Genomic DNA, 17,087 nt, shown 5'->3' with positions numbered 1-17,087 from the left:
AAGGGTGAGCTTAGGCGCACGGAGCTTTGAAATCCATTGATGGAACTTCATCAATCATTTTATACGGTGCAAATCCGTGAAACCAAGAATTAGAGCAAACGAAAGGAGAGAAAGTAATGGGAATCAAAACATATAACCCATATACACCTTCCAGAAGACAGATGACAGGATCTGATTTCTCCGAGATTACAAAGACAACTCCTGAGAAATCCCTCCTTGATTCCAAGAAGAAAACAGCAGGACGCAACGCCCAGGGTAAAATCACTGTAAGACACCGCGGGGGCGGAGCAAAGAAGAAATACAGAATTGTTGATTTTAAGAGAAGAAAAGACGGAATTCCGGCAAAAGTAGTTGGTATCGAGTATGATCCGAACAGAAGTGCCAACATCGCACTGATCTGCTACGCAGACGGCGAGAAGGCATACATCCTTGCTCCGGAAGGTCTGAAAGACGGCATGACCGTTATGAACGGACCGGAGGCAGAGGTGAGAGTAGGAAACTGCCTGCCGCTTTCCGAGATCCCGGTTGGTACACAGGTACACAATATTGAGCTTCATCCTGGAAAAGGCGGACAGATGGTTCGTTCTGCAGGAAACAGCGCACAGCTGATGGCAAAAGAAGGAAAGTATGCAACACTGAGACTCCCGTCCGGTGAGATGAGAATGGTTCCGATCGAGTGCAGAGCATCTGTCGGAGTTGTAGGAAACGGAGAGCACAACCTGATCAACATCGGTAAGGCTGGACGTAAGCGCCACATGGGCATCAGACCTACAGTCCGCGGTTCTGTTATGAACCCGAATGACCATCCGCATGGTGGTGGTGAAGGTAAGACAGGTATCGGCCGTCCGGGTCCGAGCACACCTTGGGGCAAACCTGCACTGGGTCTTAAGACTCGTAAGAAGAAAAAAGCTTCCAACAAGCTGATTGTAAGAAGAAGAGACGGTAAAGCGATTAAATAATTAGATTCACAAGGAGGTTAGAACCTATGGCTCGCTCACTTAAAAAAGGACCATTTGCAGACGAAAGCTTACTGAAAAAAGTAGACGCTATGAATGCTTCTGGTGATAAATCCGTAATTAAGACATGGTCACGCCGCTCCACAATCTTCCCGTCATTCGTAGGCCATACGATCGCCGTACACGACGGAAGAAGACATGTGCCGGTATATATCACAGAGGATATGGTCGGACATAAACTCGGTGAGTTCGTTGCAACAAGAACTTACAGAGGTCACGGAAAAGACGAGAAGAAGTCCAAAGTCAGATAATTTATATAGATTGAAAGGAGGGTTCTTCCATGGCAAAAGGACATAGATCCCAGATCAAAAGAGAAAGAAACGAGCAGAGAGATACAAGACCTTCAGCTAAGATTTCCTATGCTAGGGTTTCCGTGCAGAAGGCATGCTACGTTCTGGATGCCATCAGAGGAAAGGATGTACAGACAGCACTCGGTATTTTAGCTTACAATCCGAGATATGCTTCTACAGTGATAGAGAAACTGCTGAAATCAGCGATCGCGAACGCTGAGAACAACAACGGTATGAGCGCGGCAAACCTCTATATCGAGGAGTGCTATGCAAACAAAGGACCGACAATGAAGAGAATCAGACCGAGAGCACAGGGCAGGGCTTACAGGATCGAGAAGAGAATGAGCCACATCACAATCGTGCTGAATGAAAGATAGGAGGGCATTATGGGACAGAAGGTAAATCCACATGGCTTGAGAGTCGGCGTTATCAAAGACTGGGATTCCAAGTGGTACGCAGAGAAAGATTTCGCTGACAACCTCGTTGAAGACCACGAGATCAGAACATTTCTTAAGAAGAGATTATACAGCGCAGGTGTTTCAAGAATCGAGATCGAAAGAGCATCTGACCGCGTAAAGATCATTATTTATACAGCTAAACCGGGCGTTGTTATCGGTAAAGGCGGCTCTGAGATCGAGAAAGTGAAAGGCGAACTTGCTAAATATACAGACAAGAAGCTGATCGTTGACATCAAAGAGATCAAGAGACCTGACAAAGATGCCCAGCTCGTAGCTGAGAACATCGCTCAGCAGCTCGAGAACCGTATCTCCTTCAGACGTGCGATGAAGTCCTGCATGTCAAGAACAATGAAGGCAGGCGCACTCGGAGTCAAGACTTCCGTATCCGGACGTCTCGGCGGTGCAGATATGGCTCGTACAGAGTTCTACAGCGAGGGAACAATTCCGCTGCAGACACTTCGTGCTGACATTGATTATGGATTCGCAGAAGCTGACACAACTTACGGAAAAGTCGGTGTAAAGGTTTGGATTTACAAAGGCGAGGTTCTTCCGACTAAAGCAGATAAGGAAGGGAGCGATAAATAATGTTAATGCCAAAAAGAGTAAAACGTCGTAAACAGTTCCGTGGTACCATGAAAGGTAAAGCTCTCAGAGGTAACACGATCGCATATGGTGAGTACGGTATCGTAGCAACAGAGCCGTGCTGGATCCGTTCCAACCAGATCGAGGCAGCCCGTGTTGCCATGACACGTTACATCAAACGTGGCGGTAAAGTATGGATCAAGATCTTCCCGGACAAACCGATCACGGCAAAGCCGGCTGAGACCCGTATGGGTAGCGGAAAAGGTACTGTTGAGTACTGGGCAGCAGTAGTAAAACCGGGCCGTGTAATGTTTGAGATTGCAGGAGTACCAGAGGAAACAGCTAGAGAGGCACTTCGACTTGCAATGCATAAGTTACCTTGCAAATGCAAAATTGTTTCTCGCGCAGACTTAGAAGGCGGTGATAACAGTGAAAATTAATACATTTGTAAAAGATTTAAGAGGAAAATCCGTAGAAGAATTAAATGAAGAATTAGTAGCTGCTAAAAAGGAGCTCTTCAACCTGAGATTCCAGAATGCGACAAACCAACTGGATAATACAAGCAGGATCAAGGAAGTAAGAAAGAATATCGCACGTATCCAGACTCTGATCACAGAGGCAGGACGGTAGGCTGAAAGCCCTTCCTTGTTATATTAATTGAAAGGAGAAACACCGTGGAAGAGAGAAATCTGAGAAAAACCCGTACGGGTAAGGTTGTCAGCGACAAGATGGACAAAACAATCGTTGTTGCCGTTGAGGACCACGTAAAACATCCGCTTTACAAGAAGATCGTAAAGAGAACGTACAAACTGAAAGCTCACGATGAAAACAATGAGTGCAAAGTTGGAGATACAGTAAAAGTTATGGAAACAAGGCCGCTGTCCAAGGACAAGAGATGGAGACTTGTGGAAATCATGGAGAAAGCAAAATAATATTCTGAAGGAGGTTTACCTGCATGATACAGCAAGAAAGCAGACTGAAAGTAGCAGACAATACAGGTGCGAAAGAGTTACTCTGCATCCGTGTGCTTGGCGGCTCAACAAGAAGATATGCAAGCATCGGTGATGTGATCGTTGCCAGTGTTAAAGATGCAACACCAGGCGGCGTTGTTAAAAAAGGTGATGTTGTTAAGGCTGTAGTTGTCCGTTCTGTAAGGGGCGCACGTCGTAAAGACGGTTCCTATATCAGATTCGATGAAAATGCTGCTGTTATTATAAGAGATGATTTGAATCCGCGTGGAACACGTATTTTTGGACCAGTAGCCCGCGAGCTCAGAGAGAAACATTTCATGAAGATTGTTTCCCTGGCTCCGGAAGTACTGTAGGGAGGTGCCTAAAGATGTCAACTATGAAAATTAAAAAGGGCGACACTGTTAAGGTTATCGCCGGAAAAGACAAAGACAAAGAAGGCAAAGTTATTGCTGTAAATAAAAAAGACGGTAAAGTCCTGGTTGAGGGCGTAAATATGCTGACAAAGCACACGAAACCGAGTGCTGCTAACCAGAATGGCGGTATCGTTCACCAGGAAGGCTACATCGATGCATCCAATGTTATGTATGTACACAAAGGACAGGCAACGAGAGTCGGCTTCAAGATGGACGGGGACAAGAAAGTCCGCATTGCCAAGAAAACCGGCGAAGTGATTGATTAATTCGAGGAAGGAGGTCCAGGACTTTGAGTAGACTGAAAGATCAGTATCAGAATGAGATCATTGACGCAATGATCAAAAAATTTGGATATAAGAACATTATGGAAGTGCCGAAGCTCGACAAGATCGTGATCAACATGGGTGTCGGCGAGGCAAAAGACAATGCAAAGGTATTGGAGTCTGCGATTGCTGATATGGAGAAGATCTCCGGTCAGAAAGCAGTTGTCACAAGAGCAAAGAACTCTGTGGCTAACTTCAAGATCAGAGAAGGAATGCCGATCGGATGCAAGGTTACACTTAGAGGCGAGAGAATGTATGAGTTCGCTGACCGTCTGATCAACCTTGCCCTTCCGCGTGTGCGTGACTTCAGAGGCGTAAATCCGAACGCTTTTGACGGAAGAGGAAACTACGCACTCGGAATCAAAGAGCAGCTGATTTTCCCTGAGATCGAGTACGACAAGATCGACAAGGTAAGAGGTATGGATGTAATCTTTGTTACAACAGCAAAGACTGACGAGGAAGCGCGTGAGTTATTAAGACTGTTCAACATGCCATTCGCTAAGTAAAGGAGGGAAATTCATGGCAAAGACATCAATGAAGATCAAACAGCAGCGCAAACCGAAATTCTCCACAAGAGAATACAGCCGCTGCAGAATTTGCGGACGTCCGCATGCGTATCTGAGAAAATATGGAATCTGCCGTATCTGCTTCCGTGAATTGGCATATAAAGGACAGATCCCGGGTGTTAAGAAAGCAAGTTGGTAAGGAGGAAAACTATCAATGACTATGAGCGATCCGATTGCAGATATGCTTACAAGAATTCGTAATGCGAATACTGCAAAACATGATACAGTAGATGTACCTGCATCCAAGATGAAAATTGCTATCGCAAACATCCTGCTGGATGAGGGATATATTGCAAAATATGACCTTGTAGAAGACGGACACTTCCAGACAATTCACATCACGCTGAAATACGGCGCTGACAAGAATGAGAAAGTCATCTCCGGACTGAAGAGAATCTCCAAACCGGGTCTGCGTGTATACGCTGGCACAGAGGATATTCCGAAGGTTCTCGGAGGACTGGGAACAGCCATCATCTCTACAAACAAAGGTGTAATCACAGACAAAGAAGCAAGAAAACTCGGCGTAGGCGGAGAAGTACTCTGCTTCGTTTGGTAGGCATTGATCACTTAGTGAATCCGAGCCAAAGGCGAAGGATGAACTTAGTGAGAAAGCCCGTCCCAAGCGTTAGCGAACCCGAGCCGGAGGCGAAAGGTGAGCTTAGGCGCACGGACGTGTACCGGAGCCATCAAAGCTCTATAAAGTAACTGAAAACAGAGGAGCCACCGCAGCTTCTCCGAAAATCTAAGTTAAGGAGGATAACGAGTATGTCACGTATAGGAAGACTGCCCGTAGCAATTCCTGCAGGAGTAACTGTAGAAGTTGCAGAACACAATGTAGTGACTGTAAAAGGTCCGAAGGGAACTCTTGTAAAAGAGCTTCCGACAGAAATGGAAATCAAAGTTGAAGGCGAAGAAGTAATCGTATCAAGACCGAACGACTTAAAGAAAATGAAATCTCTTCACGGTCTGACAAGAACTCTGATCAACAACATGGTGATCGGTGTCAGCCAGGGATATGAGAAAGTTCTTGAAGTAAACGGTGTAGGTTACAGAGCAGCCAAATCAGGAAATAAGCTGACACTGAACCTTGGATACTCTCATCCAGTTGAAATGATCGATCCGGAAGGCCTTGAGACAGTTCTGGATGGACAGAACAAGATCACGGTTAAAGGTATCGATAAAGAGAAAGTCGGACAGTATGCGGCTGAAATCAGAGACAAGAGAAGACCGGAGCCATATAAGGGCAAAGGTATCAAGTATGCTGATGAGACAATCAGACGTAAAGTTGGTAAGACTGGTAAGAAATAAATAAGGAGAGTGTGAAAATGGTTAGTAAGAAATCAAGAAGCGAAATTCGTAGAAAAAAACACATGAAATTACGCAACCGTTTCAGCGGTACAGCTGAGAGACCGCGTTTAGCTGTGTTCAGAAGCAATAATCATATGTATGCTCAGATTATCGACGACACTGTTGGAAATACTCTCGTTTCCGCTTCCACTCTTCAGAAAGACGTGAAAGCAGAACTTGAGAAGACCAACAACGTTGAAGCAGCAGCATATCTTGGAAAAGTGATCGCTGAGAGAGCGAAAGAAAAAGGTATCACTGAGGTTGTCTTTGACAGAGGCGGCTTTATATATCAGGGAAAAATCAAGGCACTGGCAGACGCAGCAAGAGAAGCCGGGCTGAATTTCTAGGAAGGGAGAACACAGATGAGACAGGAACGTATTGATGCTAGTCAGATGGAATTATTAGAAAAAGTGGTATCAATCAAACGTGTTACCAAAGTTGTTAAAGGTGGTCGTAACTTCAGATTTACAGCTTTAGTTGTTGTCGGCGATGGAAAAGGCCATGTTGGTGCAGGTTTGGGAAAAGCTGCTGAAATTCCGGAGGCAATCCGTAAAGGAAAAGAAGATGCGATGAAGAAAATGATCAAGGTAACACTGAACGAAAACGACAGTATTACTCATGATGTAACCGGAAAATTCGGAAGCGCATCCGTACTCCTTAAGACAGCTCCGGATGGTACTGGTGTTATCGCCGGAGGTCCGGCACGTGCCGTAATCGAGATGGCGGGAATCAAGAACATCCGTACAAAATCACTTGGATCCAACAATAAGCAGAATGTTGTTCTTGCTACAATCGAAGGACTCAAAGACGTTAAGTCTCCGGAAGATGTTGCAAGACTTCGCGGCAAATCAATTGAGGAGATCGTAGGCTAAGGAGGTAAATTCAAATGGCAAATTTAAAAGTTACGTTAGTAAAGTCTACAATCGGTGCTATACCAAAGCATAAGAAAACAGTTGAGGCTCTTGGCCTTAAGAAGCTCAACAAAACAGTTGTATTGCCGGATAATGCAGCTACCAGAGGTATGGTACAGCAGGTTAGACATTTAGTGAAGGTTGAAGAAGAGGCATAAAAAAGATAAGGAGGTAACGTCATGGACTTATCAAACTTAAGACCGGCAGACGGTTCAAGACAGAGTGATAATTTCAGAAGAGGCCGTGGACACGGTTCCGGAAACGGCAAGACAGCCGGTAAGGGACATAAGGGACAGAAGGCCCGTTCCGGTGCGACAAGACCGGGATTCGAAGGCGGTCAGATGCCTTTGTACAGAAGAATACCGAAGAGAGGCTTTACATGCAGAAATTCCAAGCATATCGTTGGAATTAACCTGAGCGCTCTCGAAGTATTCGAAGACGGAGCTACAGTATCCGTTGAAACACTGATCGAGAACGGGATCGTGAAGAACCCGAGAGATGGAGTAAAAATTCTTGGAAATGGAGAGTTAACTAAGAAGCTTACAGTTCAGGCAAATGCATTCAGTGCAAAGGCTGCTGAGAAGATTGAAGCACTTGGTGGAAAAGCAGAGGTGATCTAATGCTGAAGACAGTACGTAGAGCATTCCAGATTGAGGATATCAGAAAAAGAATTCTTTATACGCTGGCAATGCTTGTCGTTGTGAGACTTGGATCACAGCTGCCCACACCGGGCGTTGATCCTTCCTTCATTCAGGAGTTCTTTGAAAGCCAGACCGGTGACGTATTCAATTTTTTTGAAGCGTTCACCGGCGGTTCCTTTACGAACTTTTCCATTTTCGCCCTGAGTATCACACCGTACATTACATCGTCGATCATTATGCAGCTCCTCACTATTGCAATACCGAAGCTTGAGGAGATGCAGAAGGAAGGCGAGGACGGCAGAAAGAAGATTGCGGCAATCACAAGATATGTGACTGTTGCGCTTGCGCTGATTGAATCCATTGCAATGTCGGTCGGATTCGGACGTCAGGGACTCCTGGAGGAGTATAATTTTGTTAACTGCGCGATCGTTGTTTGTACACTGACTGCAGGAAGTGCATTCCTTATGTGGATCGGTGAGCGGATTACGGAGAAGGGTGTCGGAAACGGTATCTCTATCGTACTTCTTATCAATATCCTTTCTCGTGTGCCGCAGGATTTTGTGCGTCTTTACGAGCAGTTCGTGAGCGGAAAGTCACTGGCGAAGGGTGGTCTTGCAGTACTGGTTATTCTAGTCATCCTTCTTGTTGTGGTTGTTTTTGTTGTAATTCTTCAGAGCGGGGAAAGAAGAATTGCGGTACAGTATTCCAAGAAGGTACAGGGAAGAAAAATGTACGGCGGACAGTCTACACATATTCCCCTCCGTGTTAATACCGCCGGAGTTATTCCTGTTATCTTCTCCTCGTCTCTTATGCAGACACCGATTGTTATCGCAAGTTTTGTGGGTGCCGGAAACGGAACAGGAATCGGAAGCCAGATCCTTGCAGGTCTGAACTCCAATAACTGGTGTGATCCGCAGCATCCGATTTACTCGATCGGTTTGGTTGTGTATATAATACTTACTGTATTTTTCGCGTATTTCTACACATCTATTACCTTTAATCCGATTGAGATAGCCAACAACATGAAGAAGAGCGGCGGATTTATCCCGGGTATCCGTCCCGGAAAACCGACGGTTGAGTATCTTCAGAAGATTTTGAACTACATCATCTTTATCGGCGCATGCGGTCTGATCATCGTACAGGTGATCCCCTATTTCTTCAACGGAGTGTTCGGAGCGAACGTTTCCTTTGGAGGAACTTCACTGATCATTATCGTCGGTGTTGTTCTTGAGACGATCAAGAAGATTGAGTCGCAGATGCTTGTGAGAAACTACACAGGATTTTTGAACAATAAAGGAAGCAACATGAAAAACAGTTTCCTCGGATATTAAGATCTTATTTAGCTCGCCCTGTTTTATCCCGTTTATGGGATAAAACGCAGCGGGTTAAATGTGTTTCTGAAAAAAACGTACAATAAACAGGAATGGAGGATAGAATTATGAAGATTATTATGTTGGGAGCACCGGGAGCAGGAAAAGGTACACAGGCGAAAAAGATTGCAGAAAAGTATGCGATTCCGCATATTTCCACAGGGGACATTTTCCGGGCAAATATCAAAAACGGTACAGAGCTCGGGAAAAAGGCAAAGACATACATGGACCAGGGACTTCTCGTGCCGGATGAGCTGGTCGTTGACCTTGTTGTTGACAGAGTGAATCAGGATGACTGTGCAAACGGATACGTTCTCGATGGCTTCCCGCGCACGATTCCACAGGCAGAGGCTCTGGACAAGGCGCTTTCCGAGATGGGACAGAAGGTTGATTATGCTATCAACGTCGAAGTGCCGGATGAAAACATTGTAAATCGTATGTCAGGAAGAAGAGCCTGCGTTGACTGTGGAGCAACCTATCATATTGTATATGCTCCAACGGAAAAAGAAGGCATCTGTGACAAATGCGGCGGCAGCCTGATCCTCAGGGATGATGACAAGCCGGAGACGGTTCAGAAAAGACTTGGCGTTTATCATGAGCAGACACAGCCGCTGATCGACTACTATACACAGGAAGGGATCCTCAGAGAGGTAGACGGTACGGTTGACATTGACGATGTGTTCGCGGCCATCGTCAAGATCCTGGGAGAGTAATATCTTATGGATCTGAAACCGGGAATGCTTGCGAAATCAAAAGCAGGGCACGACAAGGACTGTATATATGTCATAATTGATGTCAAAAATGAATATGTATATGTGGCGGACGGGGGGCTTCGGCCTCTTGCCCGCATGAAGCGTAAGAACAGAAAACACCTTCAGCCGATCTGTTCTGTTCAGGCAGACTGCCTGACAGACGATGCGGCACTGAGAAAGGTGATCAGGGATTATATCAAAAAGGGGTAAGCCGCAGCAGTTGACATGCGGCTGAAACAGAAAGTTTGTGACAGGGCATAGTCCCTGAGATTCAGGAGGATTTGAAAGATGTCAAAAGCTGACGTGATCGAAATTGAAGGAGTTGTAGTTGAGAAACTCCCGAATGCGATGTTCAAAGTAGAACTGGAAAACGGACACATTGTACTGGCTCATATCAGCGGAAAGCTGCGTATGAATTTCATTAAGATTCTGCCGGGAGACAAAGTGACTCTGGAAATGTCACCGTACGACCTGAGCAAAGGAAGAATTGTCTGGAGAGATAAATAAAAAAAGTGTTGACTTTGAGCTGGACTTGGTGATATACTATGAAATGGTCATTTTTGGGGTGGTGTGCTCAAAAATGGGTAATTTGTAGGCAGAGCAAAGCAGGGAAGGAGGATTTGACATGAAGGTTAGATCATCAGTAAAACCAATTTGTGAAAAATGCAAGATTATTAAAAGAAAAGGAAGTATCAGAGTAATCTGTGAGAATCCGAAGCACAAACAGCGTCAGGGGTGATTTGTGCACTAAATTAGGCGGCTGACGGCTCGACACACAAGGCTGCGTGTAGAGCTGTTTAATATACAGTAAGGATACACAGCAACTGCCCGCAGGTACCGGCAGAGTCTGTGTTCTGCGCATTTTGCGGAAGGATGATTTCCCGTATTTTTTTACAGAGGGAATTTCCGGTCACAAATGCGGTTGTATATTGCTTATAATACCCGGCGCTTGCATTGGCGGGTTTGATTCGAATCCGTGCCGGGAAAGGGTGTGCGTCATGCATGCCTGGGCTGGGATATCGGGAGATAGTCCTGGTAGGATGCCGCTTTAACACCGAAGCGAATGATTTCGCATCAGGCATCCGCAGCCTCAGTTAGAGACAATATGTTAAGAAGAAAATGGAGGAAAGACACATGGCTCGTATTGCAGGTGTAGACTTACCAAGAGACAAACGTGTAGAAATCGGTTTGACTTATATTTACGGAATCGGAAGAACAACCTCAAACCGTATCTTAGCAGAGGCAGGAGTAAATCCTGACACACGTGTAAGAGATCTTACAAGTGACGAAGTAAAGAGAATCAGTGCTGTGATCGATGAGACACAGATGGTAGAAGGTGATCTCAGAAGAGAGATCCAGCTGAACATCAAGAGACTGAAAGAAATCGGATGCTACCGTGGAATCCGCCACAGGAAAGGACTTCCGGTACGTGGTCAGAAGACCAAGACTAATGCAAGAACTTGCAAGGGTCCGAAGAGAACTGTAGCGAACAAAAAGAAATAAGTGAGAATAAAGAAAGTAGGTTAGTTTAAATGGCAAAGAAAGTTGCAAAAAAAGTAACAAAAAAACGTGTCAAGAAAAACGTTGAACGCGGACAGGCACACATCCAGTCATCTTTTAATAATACAATCGTAACATTAACAGATACACAGGGAAATGCTCTTTCATGGGCAAGTGCAGGCGGTCTGGGATTTAGAGGTTCAAGGAAATCTACTCCATATGCAGCACAGATGGCAGCTGAGACAGCAGCAAAGGCAGCATTAGTACATGGTCTTAAATCTGTAGATGTATTCGTAAAAGGACCGGGATCAGGAAGAGAAGCAGCGATCCGTGCGCTTCAGGCATGCGGAATCGATGTGGTCAGCATCAAGGACGTTACTCCGGTACCGCACAACGGATGCCGTCCGCCGAAACGCAGAAGAGTGTAATCGGCAGAGAAGCTGCGCTTTTTGAATTTATCAATTTGTTATCTGTACCAGAAGTGATCAGACAGCAGAAGGTGCTGTCGTTGTATATAATATTAGGAGGATAGACATGGCAGTAAACAGAGTTCCTGTTCTTAAAAGATGCCGTTCCTTAGGTATGGATCCGATTTACCTGGGAATCAGCAAAAAATCTAACAGACAGTTAAAAAGATCAAACAGAAAGATGAGTGAGTACGGACTGCAGCTCCGCGAGAAGCAGAAAGCAAAATTCATCTACGGTGTTCTGGAAAAACCGTTCAGAAACTACTATGCAAAGGCAAAACAGATGGAAGGTATGACAGGTGACAACCTGATGATCCTTCTTGAGTCCAGACTGGACAATGTTATGTTCCGTATGGGATTCGCCAGAACAAGAAAAGAGGCAAGACAGATCGTTGACCACAAGCACGTGCTTGTAAACGGCAAACAGGTGAACATTCCGTCCTACCTGCTCAAAGCCGGCGACACAGTTGAAATCAAAGAGAACAAGAAAGGCTCACAGAGATACAAAGATATTCTCGAAGTGACAGCAGGAAACATGATCCCTGACTGGCTTGACGTTGACTCCGAGAATCTCAAAGGTACAGTGAAAGAGCTTCCGACAAGAGAAGCTATCGATGTTCCTGTAGATGAAATGCTTATCGTCGAGTTATATTCCAAGTAATATCGGCTGTAACAAAGTATCCCCTCAACATATTTAAACCCACAAGGAGGGTCTGTGTAGTGTTTGATTTTAATAAACCGAATATTGAAATTACAGATATTTCAGATGATAAAAAGTATGGAAGATTTGTCGTGGAACCGCTTGAGAGAGGATACGGGACAACTCTTGGCAACTCCCTGAGAAGAATCATGCTTTCTTCTCTTCCGGGAGCGGCTGTAAGTTCCGTAAAGATCGACGGCGTACTGCATGAGTTCAGTTCCATTCCGGGTGTTAAGGAAGACGTTACAGAGATTATCATGAATCTGAAGTCTCTGGCGATCAAAAATACATCTGAGTCTGATGAAGTGAAGACTGCATACATCGAATTTGAGGGAGAAGGTATTGTAACAGGTGCCGACATCCAGGCAGATTCCGATATCGAGATCGTTAATCCCGAACAGGTTATCGCTACACTCAGCGGCGGTAAGGACAGTAAGCTCTACATGGAGCTTACGATCACAAAGGGTAGAGGATATGTCAGCTCCGATAAGAACAAGACGGAGGACATGCCGATCGGTGTGATTCCGATTGACTCCATCTACACACCTGTGGACAGAGTAAACCTTACTGTTGAAAATACCCGTGTCGGACAGATTACAGATTACGACAAGCTTACACTTGACGTTTGGACAAAGGGAACAATGCTTCCCGATGAGGCAGTCAGTCTCGCAGCGAAGGTTTTGAGCGAGCATCTGAAACTCTTCATCGATCTTTCCGAGGTTGCCCAGGCAGCTGAGGTTATGATTGAGAAAGAGGATGATGAGAAAGAGAAAGTCCTTGAGATGAGTATCGATGAGCTTGAGCTTTCCGTGCGTTCATATAACTGCCTGAAGAGAGCTGGAATTAACACAGTTGAAGAACTTACAAACAAGACTCCGGAGGATATGATGAAAGTCCGTAACCTGGGACGCAAATCTCTGGAGGAAGTGCTTGCTAAGCTGAAAGAACTGAACCTTGAGCTAAATCAGGGTGAAGAATAGAATCTGAAAAATGATTATTCCGCCGGTAAGCCCGAAGAGCACGGCGGGAGCATTTGATTAGTAAGCCCGAAGACGCATAACCAAATGTAAAAATGGAGGAAATATAAAATGGCAAAGTATAGAAAACTTGGCAGAACATCTGGACAGAGAAAAGCTCTGCTCAGAAATCAGGTAACAGCCCTGCTGAACAACGGCAAGATCATCACAACTGAGGCAAAGGCAAAAGAGATCCGCAAGATCGCTGAAGGACTGATTGCCATGGCTGTAAGAGAGAGAGAGAACTTCGATGAGGTTACAGTTACAGCGAAGGTTCCGCGCAAAGATAAAGACGGCAAGAGAGTGAAAGAAGTCGTTGACGGAAAGAAAGTAACTGTTTATGACGAAGTAGAGAAGAAGATCAAGAAAGATCAGCCGAGCAGACTTCATGCAAGACGTCAGATGCTCAAAGTTCTCTGCCCGGTTAAGGAAGTTCCTGCAAAGGGAGCCGGACAGAAGAAGAACACAAAGCAGGTTGACCTGGTTGACAAGATGTTCACAGAGATCGCTCCGAAGTATGCAGACCGCAACGGTGGTTACACAAGAATCGTAAAGATCGGCCAGCGTAAAGGTGATGCAGCGATGATGGTGCTGATCGAGCTCGTTTAAGATTTGTAATTAAATAGTGCAGTAAATATTTACTGCCGGATAAGTAAGCGTTGAGACTGTATCGTTAAGCTATTGAAGATACAGATTCGACGCTTATTTTTTTTGAAGAAACATTTATTGTGTAAATTTCACAACGAACGTTAAAAACATAACGTTAAAATATTAACAAATGCCATGTTGACAAATATTTAACAAATGGCTTATACTTATGGAGGTGAGAAACAAACAGAGTAATTCAATTACAGGAGGAATTATCAAAATGGCAAAGCAAGAACAGAATGTTGCAGTTGAGGAAAAGACAACAGCAGTTCCGGAGTTCATTGACAATGTCGAAGCGCTCGAGGCGAAGATGAAAGCAATGCGTGAAGCGCAGAAAGTATTTGCTACATTTACGCAGGAGCAGGTTGACAAGATCTTCTACGAAGCAGCTATGGCGGCGAACAAAGCTCGTATCCCGCTTGCAAAGATGGCTGTAGAGGAGACACAGAGAGGTGTCATGGAAGATAAGGTCATCAAGAACCATTACGCAGCAGAGTACATTTATAATGCATATAAGAATACAAAGACATGCGGAGTCATCGAGGAAGACAAAGCTTACGGAATCAAGAAGGTCGCTGAGCCGATCGGTCTGATCGCAGCAGTTATCCCGACAACAAACCCGACTTCCACAGCAATCTTCAAGACTCTGATCTGTCTGAAGACAAGAAACGCGATCATCATCAGCCCACATCCAGCTGCAAAGAAATGTACAATCGAGGCAGCAAAGGTTGTTCTTGATGCGGCAGTGAAGGCAGGTGCTCCGGAAGGAATTATCGGATGGATCGATGCTCCGTCACTGGAACTGACGACAACGGTTATGAGAGATTCTGACCTGATCCTTGCTACAGGCGGCCCGGGAATGGTAAAATCCGCTTATTCTTCAGGAAAGCCGGCTCTTGGTGTAGGACCTGGAAATACACCGGTTATCATCGACGAGACAGCCGACATCAAACTGGCAGTTAACTCCATCATCCATTCCAAGACATTTGACAATGGTATGATCTGCGCATCTGAGCAGTCTGTTACTGTTCTGGACAGCATCTATGATGAGGTGAAGAAAGAGTTCCAGTACAGAGGATGCTACTTCCTGAAACCGGGCGAGGAGCTTGACAAAGTCCGTAAGACAATCATCATCAACGGCGCGCTGAACAACAAGATCCCCGGAAAATCTGCTTATGAGATCGCAAAGCTTGCAGGCGTTGATGTTCCGGAGAACACAAAGATCCTTATCGGTGAGGTTGAGTCTGTTGATATTTCCGAGGAATTTGCTCATGAGAAACTTTCTCCTGTACTTGCTATGTATAGAGCAAAAACATTTGACGAGGCTCTCGAAAAAGCAGAGCGTCTTGTAGCAGACGGAGGATATGGACATACATCATCTCTGTATATCCATCCGGCAGAGACAGAGAAGATTCAGAAACACTACGAGGCTATGAAGACCTGCCGTGTCCTGATCAACACACCGTCATCCCAGGGTGGTATCGGTGACCTTTACAACTTCAAACTCGCTCCTTCACTGACACTTGGATGCGGTTCATGGGGCGGAAACTCTGTATCAGAGAACGTTGGAGTAAAACATCTTCTGAATGTGAAGACAGTTGCCGAGAGGAGAGAGAATATGCTGTGGTTCAGAACACCTGAGAAAGTATACTTTAAGAAAGGCTGTATGCCGGTTGCTCTGGACGAGCTCGGAACAGTTATGCACAAGAAGAAAGCATTCATTGTTACAGATACATTCCTTTACAAGAACGGCTACGCAAAACCGATCGAGGAGAAACTGGACGAGATGGGAATCCAGCATACATGCTTCTACGATGTAGCTCCGGATCCGACACTGCAGTGCGCTCAGAAGGGTGTAGAGCAGATGAGAGACTTCGAGCCGGATACAATCATCGCTCTTGGCGGCGGTTCCGCTATGGATGCCGGTAAGATCATGTGGCTGATGTATGAGCATCCGGAAGCAAACTTCGAAGACATGGCTATGGACTTCATGGATATCCGTAAGAGAGTATTCACATTCCCGAAGATGGGAGAGAAGGCATACTTCGTAGCTATCCCGACATCTTCAGGAACAGGTTCCGAGGTAACACCGTTCGCCATCATCACAGACGCTGAGACAGGAATCAAATGGCCGATCACAGACTACGAACTGATGCCGAACATGGCAATCGTAGACGTGGATAACGCTATGACAGCTCCGAAGGGACTGACAAGCGCATCCGGTATCGATGTTATGACACATGCAATCGAAGCATATGTATCCATCATGGCTACAGACTTTACAGATGGTCTTGCAATGAAGGCAGTTAAGATGGTATTTGACAACCTTCCGTCAGCATATGAGAACGGAGCAAATGATCCGAAGGCACGTGAAGAGATGCACAACGCTTCCTGTATGGCAGGTATGGCATTTGCCAACGCGTTCCTGGGTGTAAACCACTCCATGGCTCACAAGCTTGGTGCATTCCACCATCTGCCGCATGGTGTCGCTAACGCTGTCATCCTGACAGAGGTTATGAGATACAACGCAGCAGAGGTTCCGACAAAGATGGGAACATTCTCCCAGTACCAGTATCCGCATGCACTGCAGAGATACGCAGAACTTGGACGTTTCGCAGGATGCACAGGAAATACAGATGAGGAAGTATTCGAGAACTTCATCGCAAAACTGGAAGATCTGAAAGAGAAGATCGGCATCAAGAAGACGATCAAGGATTACGGCATCGATGAGAAATACTTCCTGGATACTCTGGATGACATGTGCGAGCAGGCATTCAATGACCAGTGTACAGGCGCTAACCCGAGATATCCGCTCATCAAGGAGATCAAAGAGATCTACCTGAAGTGCTACTACGGAAAATAATAGAGCATTCCGTCAAATACGGATCAGACAGATAGTGATCCGATAAATACGGATAATCATGGCAGGTACTTTTGACCGCAGATTCAGAAAATACTGAAGGCGGAAGAAAGTACCTGCTTTTTTTTGCCTGATGTAGGGTGTTACGATTAATGGTTAAAATATTAACAATAATATGAGATAAAAAAAGATGGTTAAAAAATGCACAAAATTGCTTTGAAGGGGTTTCATTACGTTTTTTTCTGTTGTATAATGT

At 45.3% G+C, this 17,087-nt stretch carries 28 protein-coding genes; all 28 read left to right on the top strand.

The annotated features are described in order from the left end of the window. Positions 1-116: 116 nt before the first annotated feature. On the top strand, positions 117-959 hold the full coding sequence (rplB, locus tag B5F07_RS13620) for a 50S ribosomal protein L2 (protein ID WP_087161830.1): 843 nt from the start codon (positions 117-119) through the stop codon (positions 957-959). A gap of 26 nt (positions 960-985) precedes the next feature. Continuing rightward, positions 986-1,267, top strand: a complete 282-nt coding sequence (rpsS, locus tag B5F07_RS13615; protein ID WP_087161829.1) for a 30S ribosomal protein S19 — start codon at positions 986-988, stop codon at positions 1,265-1,267. Positions 1,268-1,296: 29 nt separating this feature from the next. Then, a complete protein-coding gene (rplV, locus tag B5F07_RS13610) occupies positions 1,297-1,683 on the top strand; it encodes a 50S ribosomal protein L22 (RefSeq protein ID WP_087161828.1) in 387 nt (128 codons plus the stop codon). Positions 1,684-1,692: 9 nt separating this feature from the next. Next, the gene (gene rpsC / locus B5F07_RS13605; RefSeq protein WP_087161827.1) at positions 1,693-2,349 is read left to right on the top strand and encodes a 30S ribosomal protein S3; all 657 of its coding nucleotides are present in this window, start codon (positions 1,693-1,695) and stop codon (positions 2,347-2,349) included. Continuing rightward, positions 2,349-2,786, top strand: coding sequence for a 50S ribosomal protein L16 (gene rplP / locus B5F07_RS13600; RefSeq protein WP_087161826.1), 438 nt, complete (start codon positions 2,349-2,351; stop codon positions 2,784-2,786). The genes rpsC and rplP overlap by 1 nt, the downstream gene beginning before the upstream one ends. Further along, entirely contained in the window at positions 2,776-2,976 is a 201-nt protein-coding gene (gene rpmC / locus B5F07_RS13595; protein WP_087161825.1) for a 50S ribosomal protein L29, read from the top strand. Before rplP ends, rpmC begins: the two co-directional genes overlap by 11 nt. Before the next feature lie 44 nt (positions 2,977-3,020). After that, a complete protein-coding gene (gene rpsQ / locus B5F07_RS13590) occupies positions 3,021-3,278 on the top strand; it encodes a 30S ribosomal protein S17 (protein WP_005612998.1) in 258 nt (85 codons plus the stop codon). Between the two features lie 23 nt (positions 3,279-3,301). Next, positions 3,302-3,670, top strand: a complete 369-nt coding sequence (rplN, locus tag B5F07_RS13585) for a 50S ribosomal protein L14 (RefSeq protein ID WP_087161824.1) — start codon at positions 3,302-3,304, stop codon at positions 3,668-3,670. Positions 3,671-3,684: 14 nt separating this feature from the next. After that, the gene (gene rplX, locus B5F07_RS13580) at positions 3,685-3,996 is read left to right on the top strand and encodes a 50S ribosomal protein L24 (protein ID WP_087161823.1); all 312 of its coding nucleotides are present in this window, start codon (positions 3,685-3,687) and stop codon (positions 3,994-3,996) included. A 23-nt stretch (positions 3,997-4,019) separates the two neighbouring features. Then, positions 4,020-4,559, top strand: coding sequence for a 50S ribosomal protein L5 (gene rplE, locus B5F07_RS13575; RefSeq protein WP_087161822.1), 540 nt, complete (start codon positions 4,020-4,022; stop codon positions 4,557-4,559). A gap of 13 nt (positions 4,560-4,572) precedes the next feature. Then, entirely contained in the window at positions 4,573-4,758 is a 186-nt protein-coding gene (locus B5F07_RS13570) for a type Z 30S ribosomal protein S14 (protein WP_004847508.1), read from the top strand. A 15-nt stretch (positions 4,759-4,773) separates the two neighbouring features. Beyond that, positions 4,774-5,175, top strand: coding sequence for a 30S ribosomal protein S8 (gene rpsH, locus B5F07_RS13565; protein ID WP_087161821.1), 402 nt, complete (start codon positions 4,774-4,776; stop codon positions 5,173-5,175). Positions 5,176-5,384: 209 nt separating this feature from the next. Next, on the top strand, positions 5,385-5,927 hold the full coding sequence (gene rplF, locus B5F07_RS13560) for a 50S ribosomal protein L6 (protein WP_087161820.1): 543 nt from the start codon (positions 5,385-5,387) through the stop codon (positions 5,925-5,927). Between the two features lie 17 nt (positions 5,928-5,944). Next, positions 5,945-6,313, top strand: a complete 369-nt coding sequence (gene rplR, locus B5F07_RS13555; RefSeq protein WP_087161819.1) for a 50S ribosomal protein L18 — start codon at positions 5,945-5,947, stop codon at positions 6,311-6,313. 15 nt (positions 6,314-6,328) lie between these two features. After that, entirely contained in the window at positions 6,329-6,838 is a 510-nt protein-coding gene (rpsE, locus tag B5F07_RS13550) for a 30S ribosomal protein S5 (RefSeq protein WP_087161818.1), read from the top strand. A gap of 14 nt (positions 6,839-6,852) precedes the next feature. Continuing rightward, positions 6,853-7,035 carry a 50S ribosomal protein L30 gene (gene rpmD, locus B5F07_RS13545; RefSeq protein ID WP_087161817.1) on the top strand — a complete coding sequence of 61 codons (183 nt, stop codon included), beginning with the start codon at positions 6,853-6,855 and terminating at the stop codon, positions 7,033-7,035. A gap of 21 nt (positions 7,036-7,056) precedes the next feature. Continuing rightward, on the top strand, positions 7,057-7,497 hold the full coding sequence (gene rplO, locus B5F07_RS13540; protein WP_087161816.1) for a 50S ribosomal protein L15: 441 nt from the start codon (positions 7,057-7,059) through the stop codon (positions 7,495-7,497). Next, on the top strand, positions 7,497-8,849 hold the full coding sequence (gene secY, locus B5F07_RS13535) for a preprotein translocase subunit SecY (protein ID WP_087161815.1): 1,353 nt from the start codon (positions 7,497-7,499) through the stop codon (positions 8,847-8,849). Before rplO ends, secY begins: the two co-directional genes overlap by 1 nt. A 107-nt stretch (positions 8,850-8,956) precedes the next feature. Continuing rightward, positions 8,957-9,601 (top strand): adenylate kinase, encoded by a 645-nt coding sequence (locus tag B5F07_RS13530; RefSeq protein ID WP_087161814.1) that lies wholly within the window; start codon positions 8,957-8,959, stop codon positions 9,599-9,601. A 6-nt stretch (positions 9,602-9,607) separates the two neighbouring features. Then, entirely contained in the window at positions 9,608-9,850 is a 243-nt protein-coding gene (locus B5F07_RS13525) for a KOW domain-containing RNA-binding protein (protein ID WP_087161813.1), read from the top strand. A gap of 78 nt (positions 9,851-9,928) precedes the next feature. After that, entirely contained in the window at positions 9,929-10,147 is a 219-nt protein-coding gene (gene infA / locus B5F07_RS13520; protein ID WP_004074886.1) for a translation initiation factor IF-1, read from the top strand. Positions 10,148-10,265: 118 nt separating this feature from the next. Then, the gene (gene rpmJ, locus B5F07_RS13515; RefSeq protein ID WP_003497809.1) at positions 10,266-10,379 is read left to right on the top strand and encodes a 50S ribosomal protein L36; all 114 of its coding nucleotides are present in this window, start codon (positions 10,266-10,268) and stop codon (positions 10,377-10,379) included. Positions 10,380-10,774: 395 nt separating this feature from the next. After that, the gene (gene rpsM / locus B5F07_RS13510; protein WP_087161812.1) at positions 10,775-11,143 is read left to right on the top strand and encodes a 30S ribosomal protein S13; all 369 of its coding nucleotides are present in this window, start codon (positions 10,775-10,777) and stop codon (positions 11,141-11,143) included. A gap of 29 nt (positions 11,144-11,172) precedes the next feature. Next, positions 11,173-11,568, top strand: a complete 396-nt coding sequence (rpsK, locus tag B5F07_RS13505; protein ID WP_005613028.1) for a 30S ribosomal protein S11 — start codon at positions 11,173-11,175, stop codon at positions 11,566-11,568. Positions 11,569-11,674: 106 nt separating this feature from the next. Then, positions 11,675-12,268 carry a 30S ribosomal protein S4 gene (gene rpsD, locus B5F07_RS13500; protein WP_087161811.1) on the top strand — a complete coding sequence of 198 codons (594 nt, stop codon included), beginning with the start codon at positions 11,675-11,677 and terminating at the stop codon, positions 12,266-12,268. A 59-nt stretch (positions 12,269-12,327) separates the two neighbouring features. Next, positions 12,328-13,287 (top strand): DNA-directed RNA polymerase subunit alpha, encoded by a 960-nt coding sequence (locus B5F07_RS13495; RefSeq protein ID WP_087161810.1) that lies wholly within the window; start codon positions 12,328-12,330, stop codon positions 13,285-13,287. Positions 13,288-13,395: 108 nt separating this feature from the next. Next, a complete protein-coding gene (locus B5F07_RS13490) occupies positions 13,396-13,932 on the top strand; it encodes a bL17 family ribosomal protein (protein ID WP_087161809.1) in 537 nt (178 codons plus the stop codon). 259 nt (positions 13,933-14,191) lie between these two features. Then, a complete protein-coding gene (adhE, locus tag B5F07_RS13485; RefSeq protein WP_087161808.1) occupies positions 14,192-16,834 on the top strand; it encodes a bifunctional acetaldehyde-CoA/alcohol dehydrogenase in 2,643 nt (880 codons plus the stop codon). The last annotated feature ends 253 nt before the right edge of the window (positions 16,835-17,087 follow it).

It is taken from the genome of Lachnoclostridium sp. An169 (assembly GCF_002160525.1).
GTDB lineage: Bacteria > Bacillota > Clostridia > Lachnospirales > Lachnospiraceae > Mediterraneibacter > Mediterraneibacter cottocaccae.
This window is presented reverse-complemented; position numbering and strand designations above follow the sequence as displayed.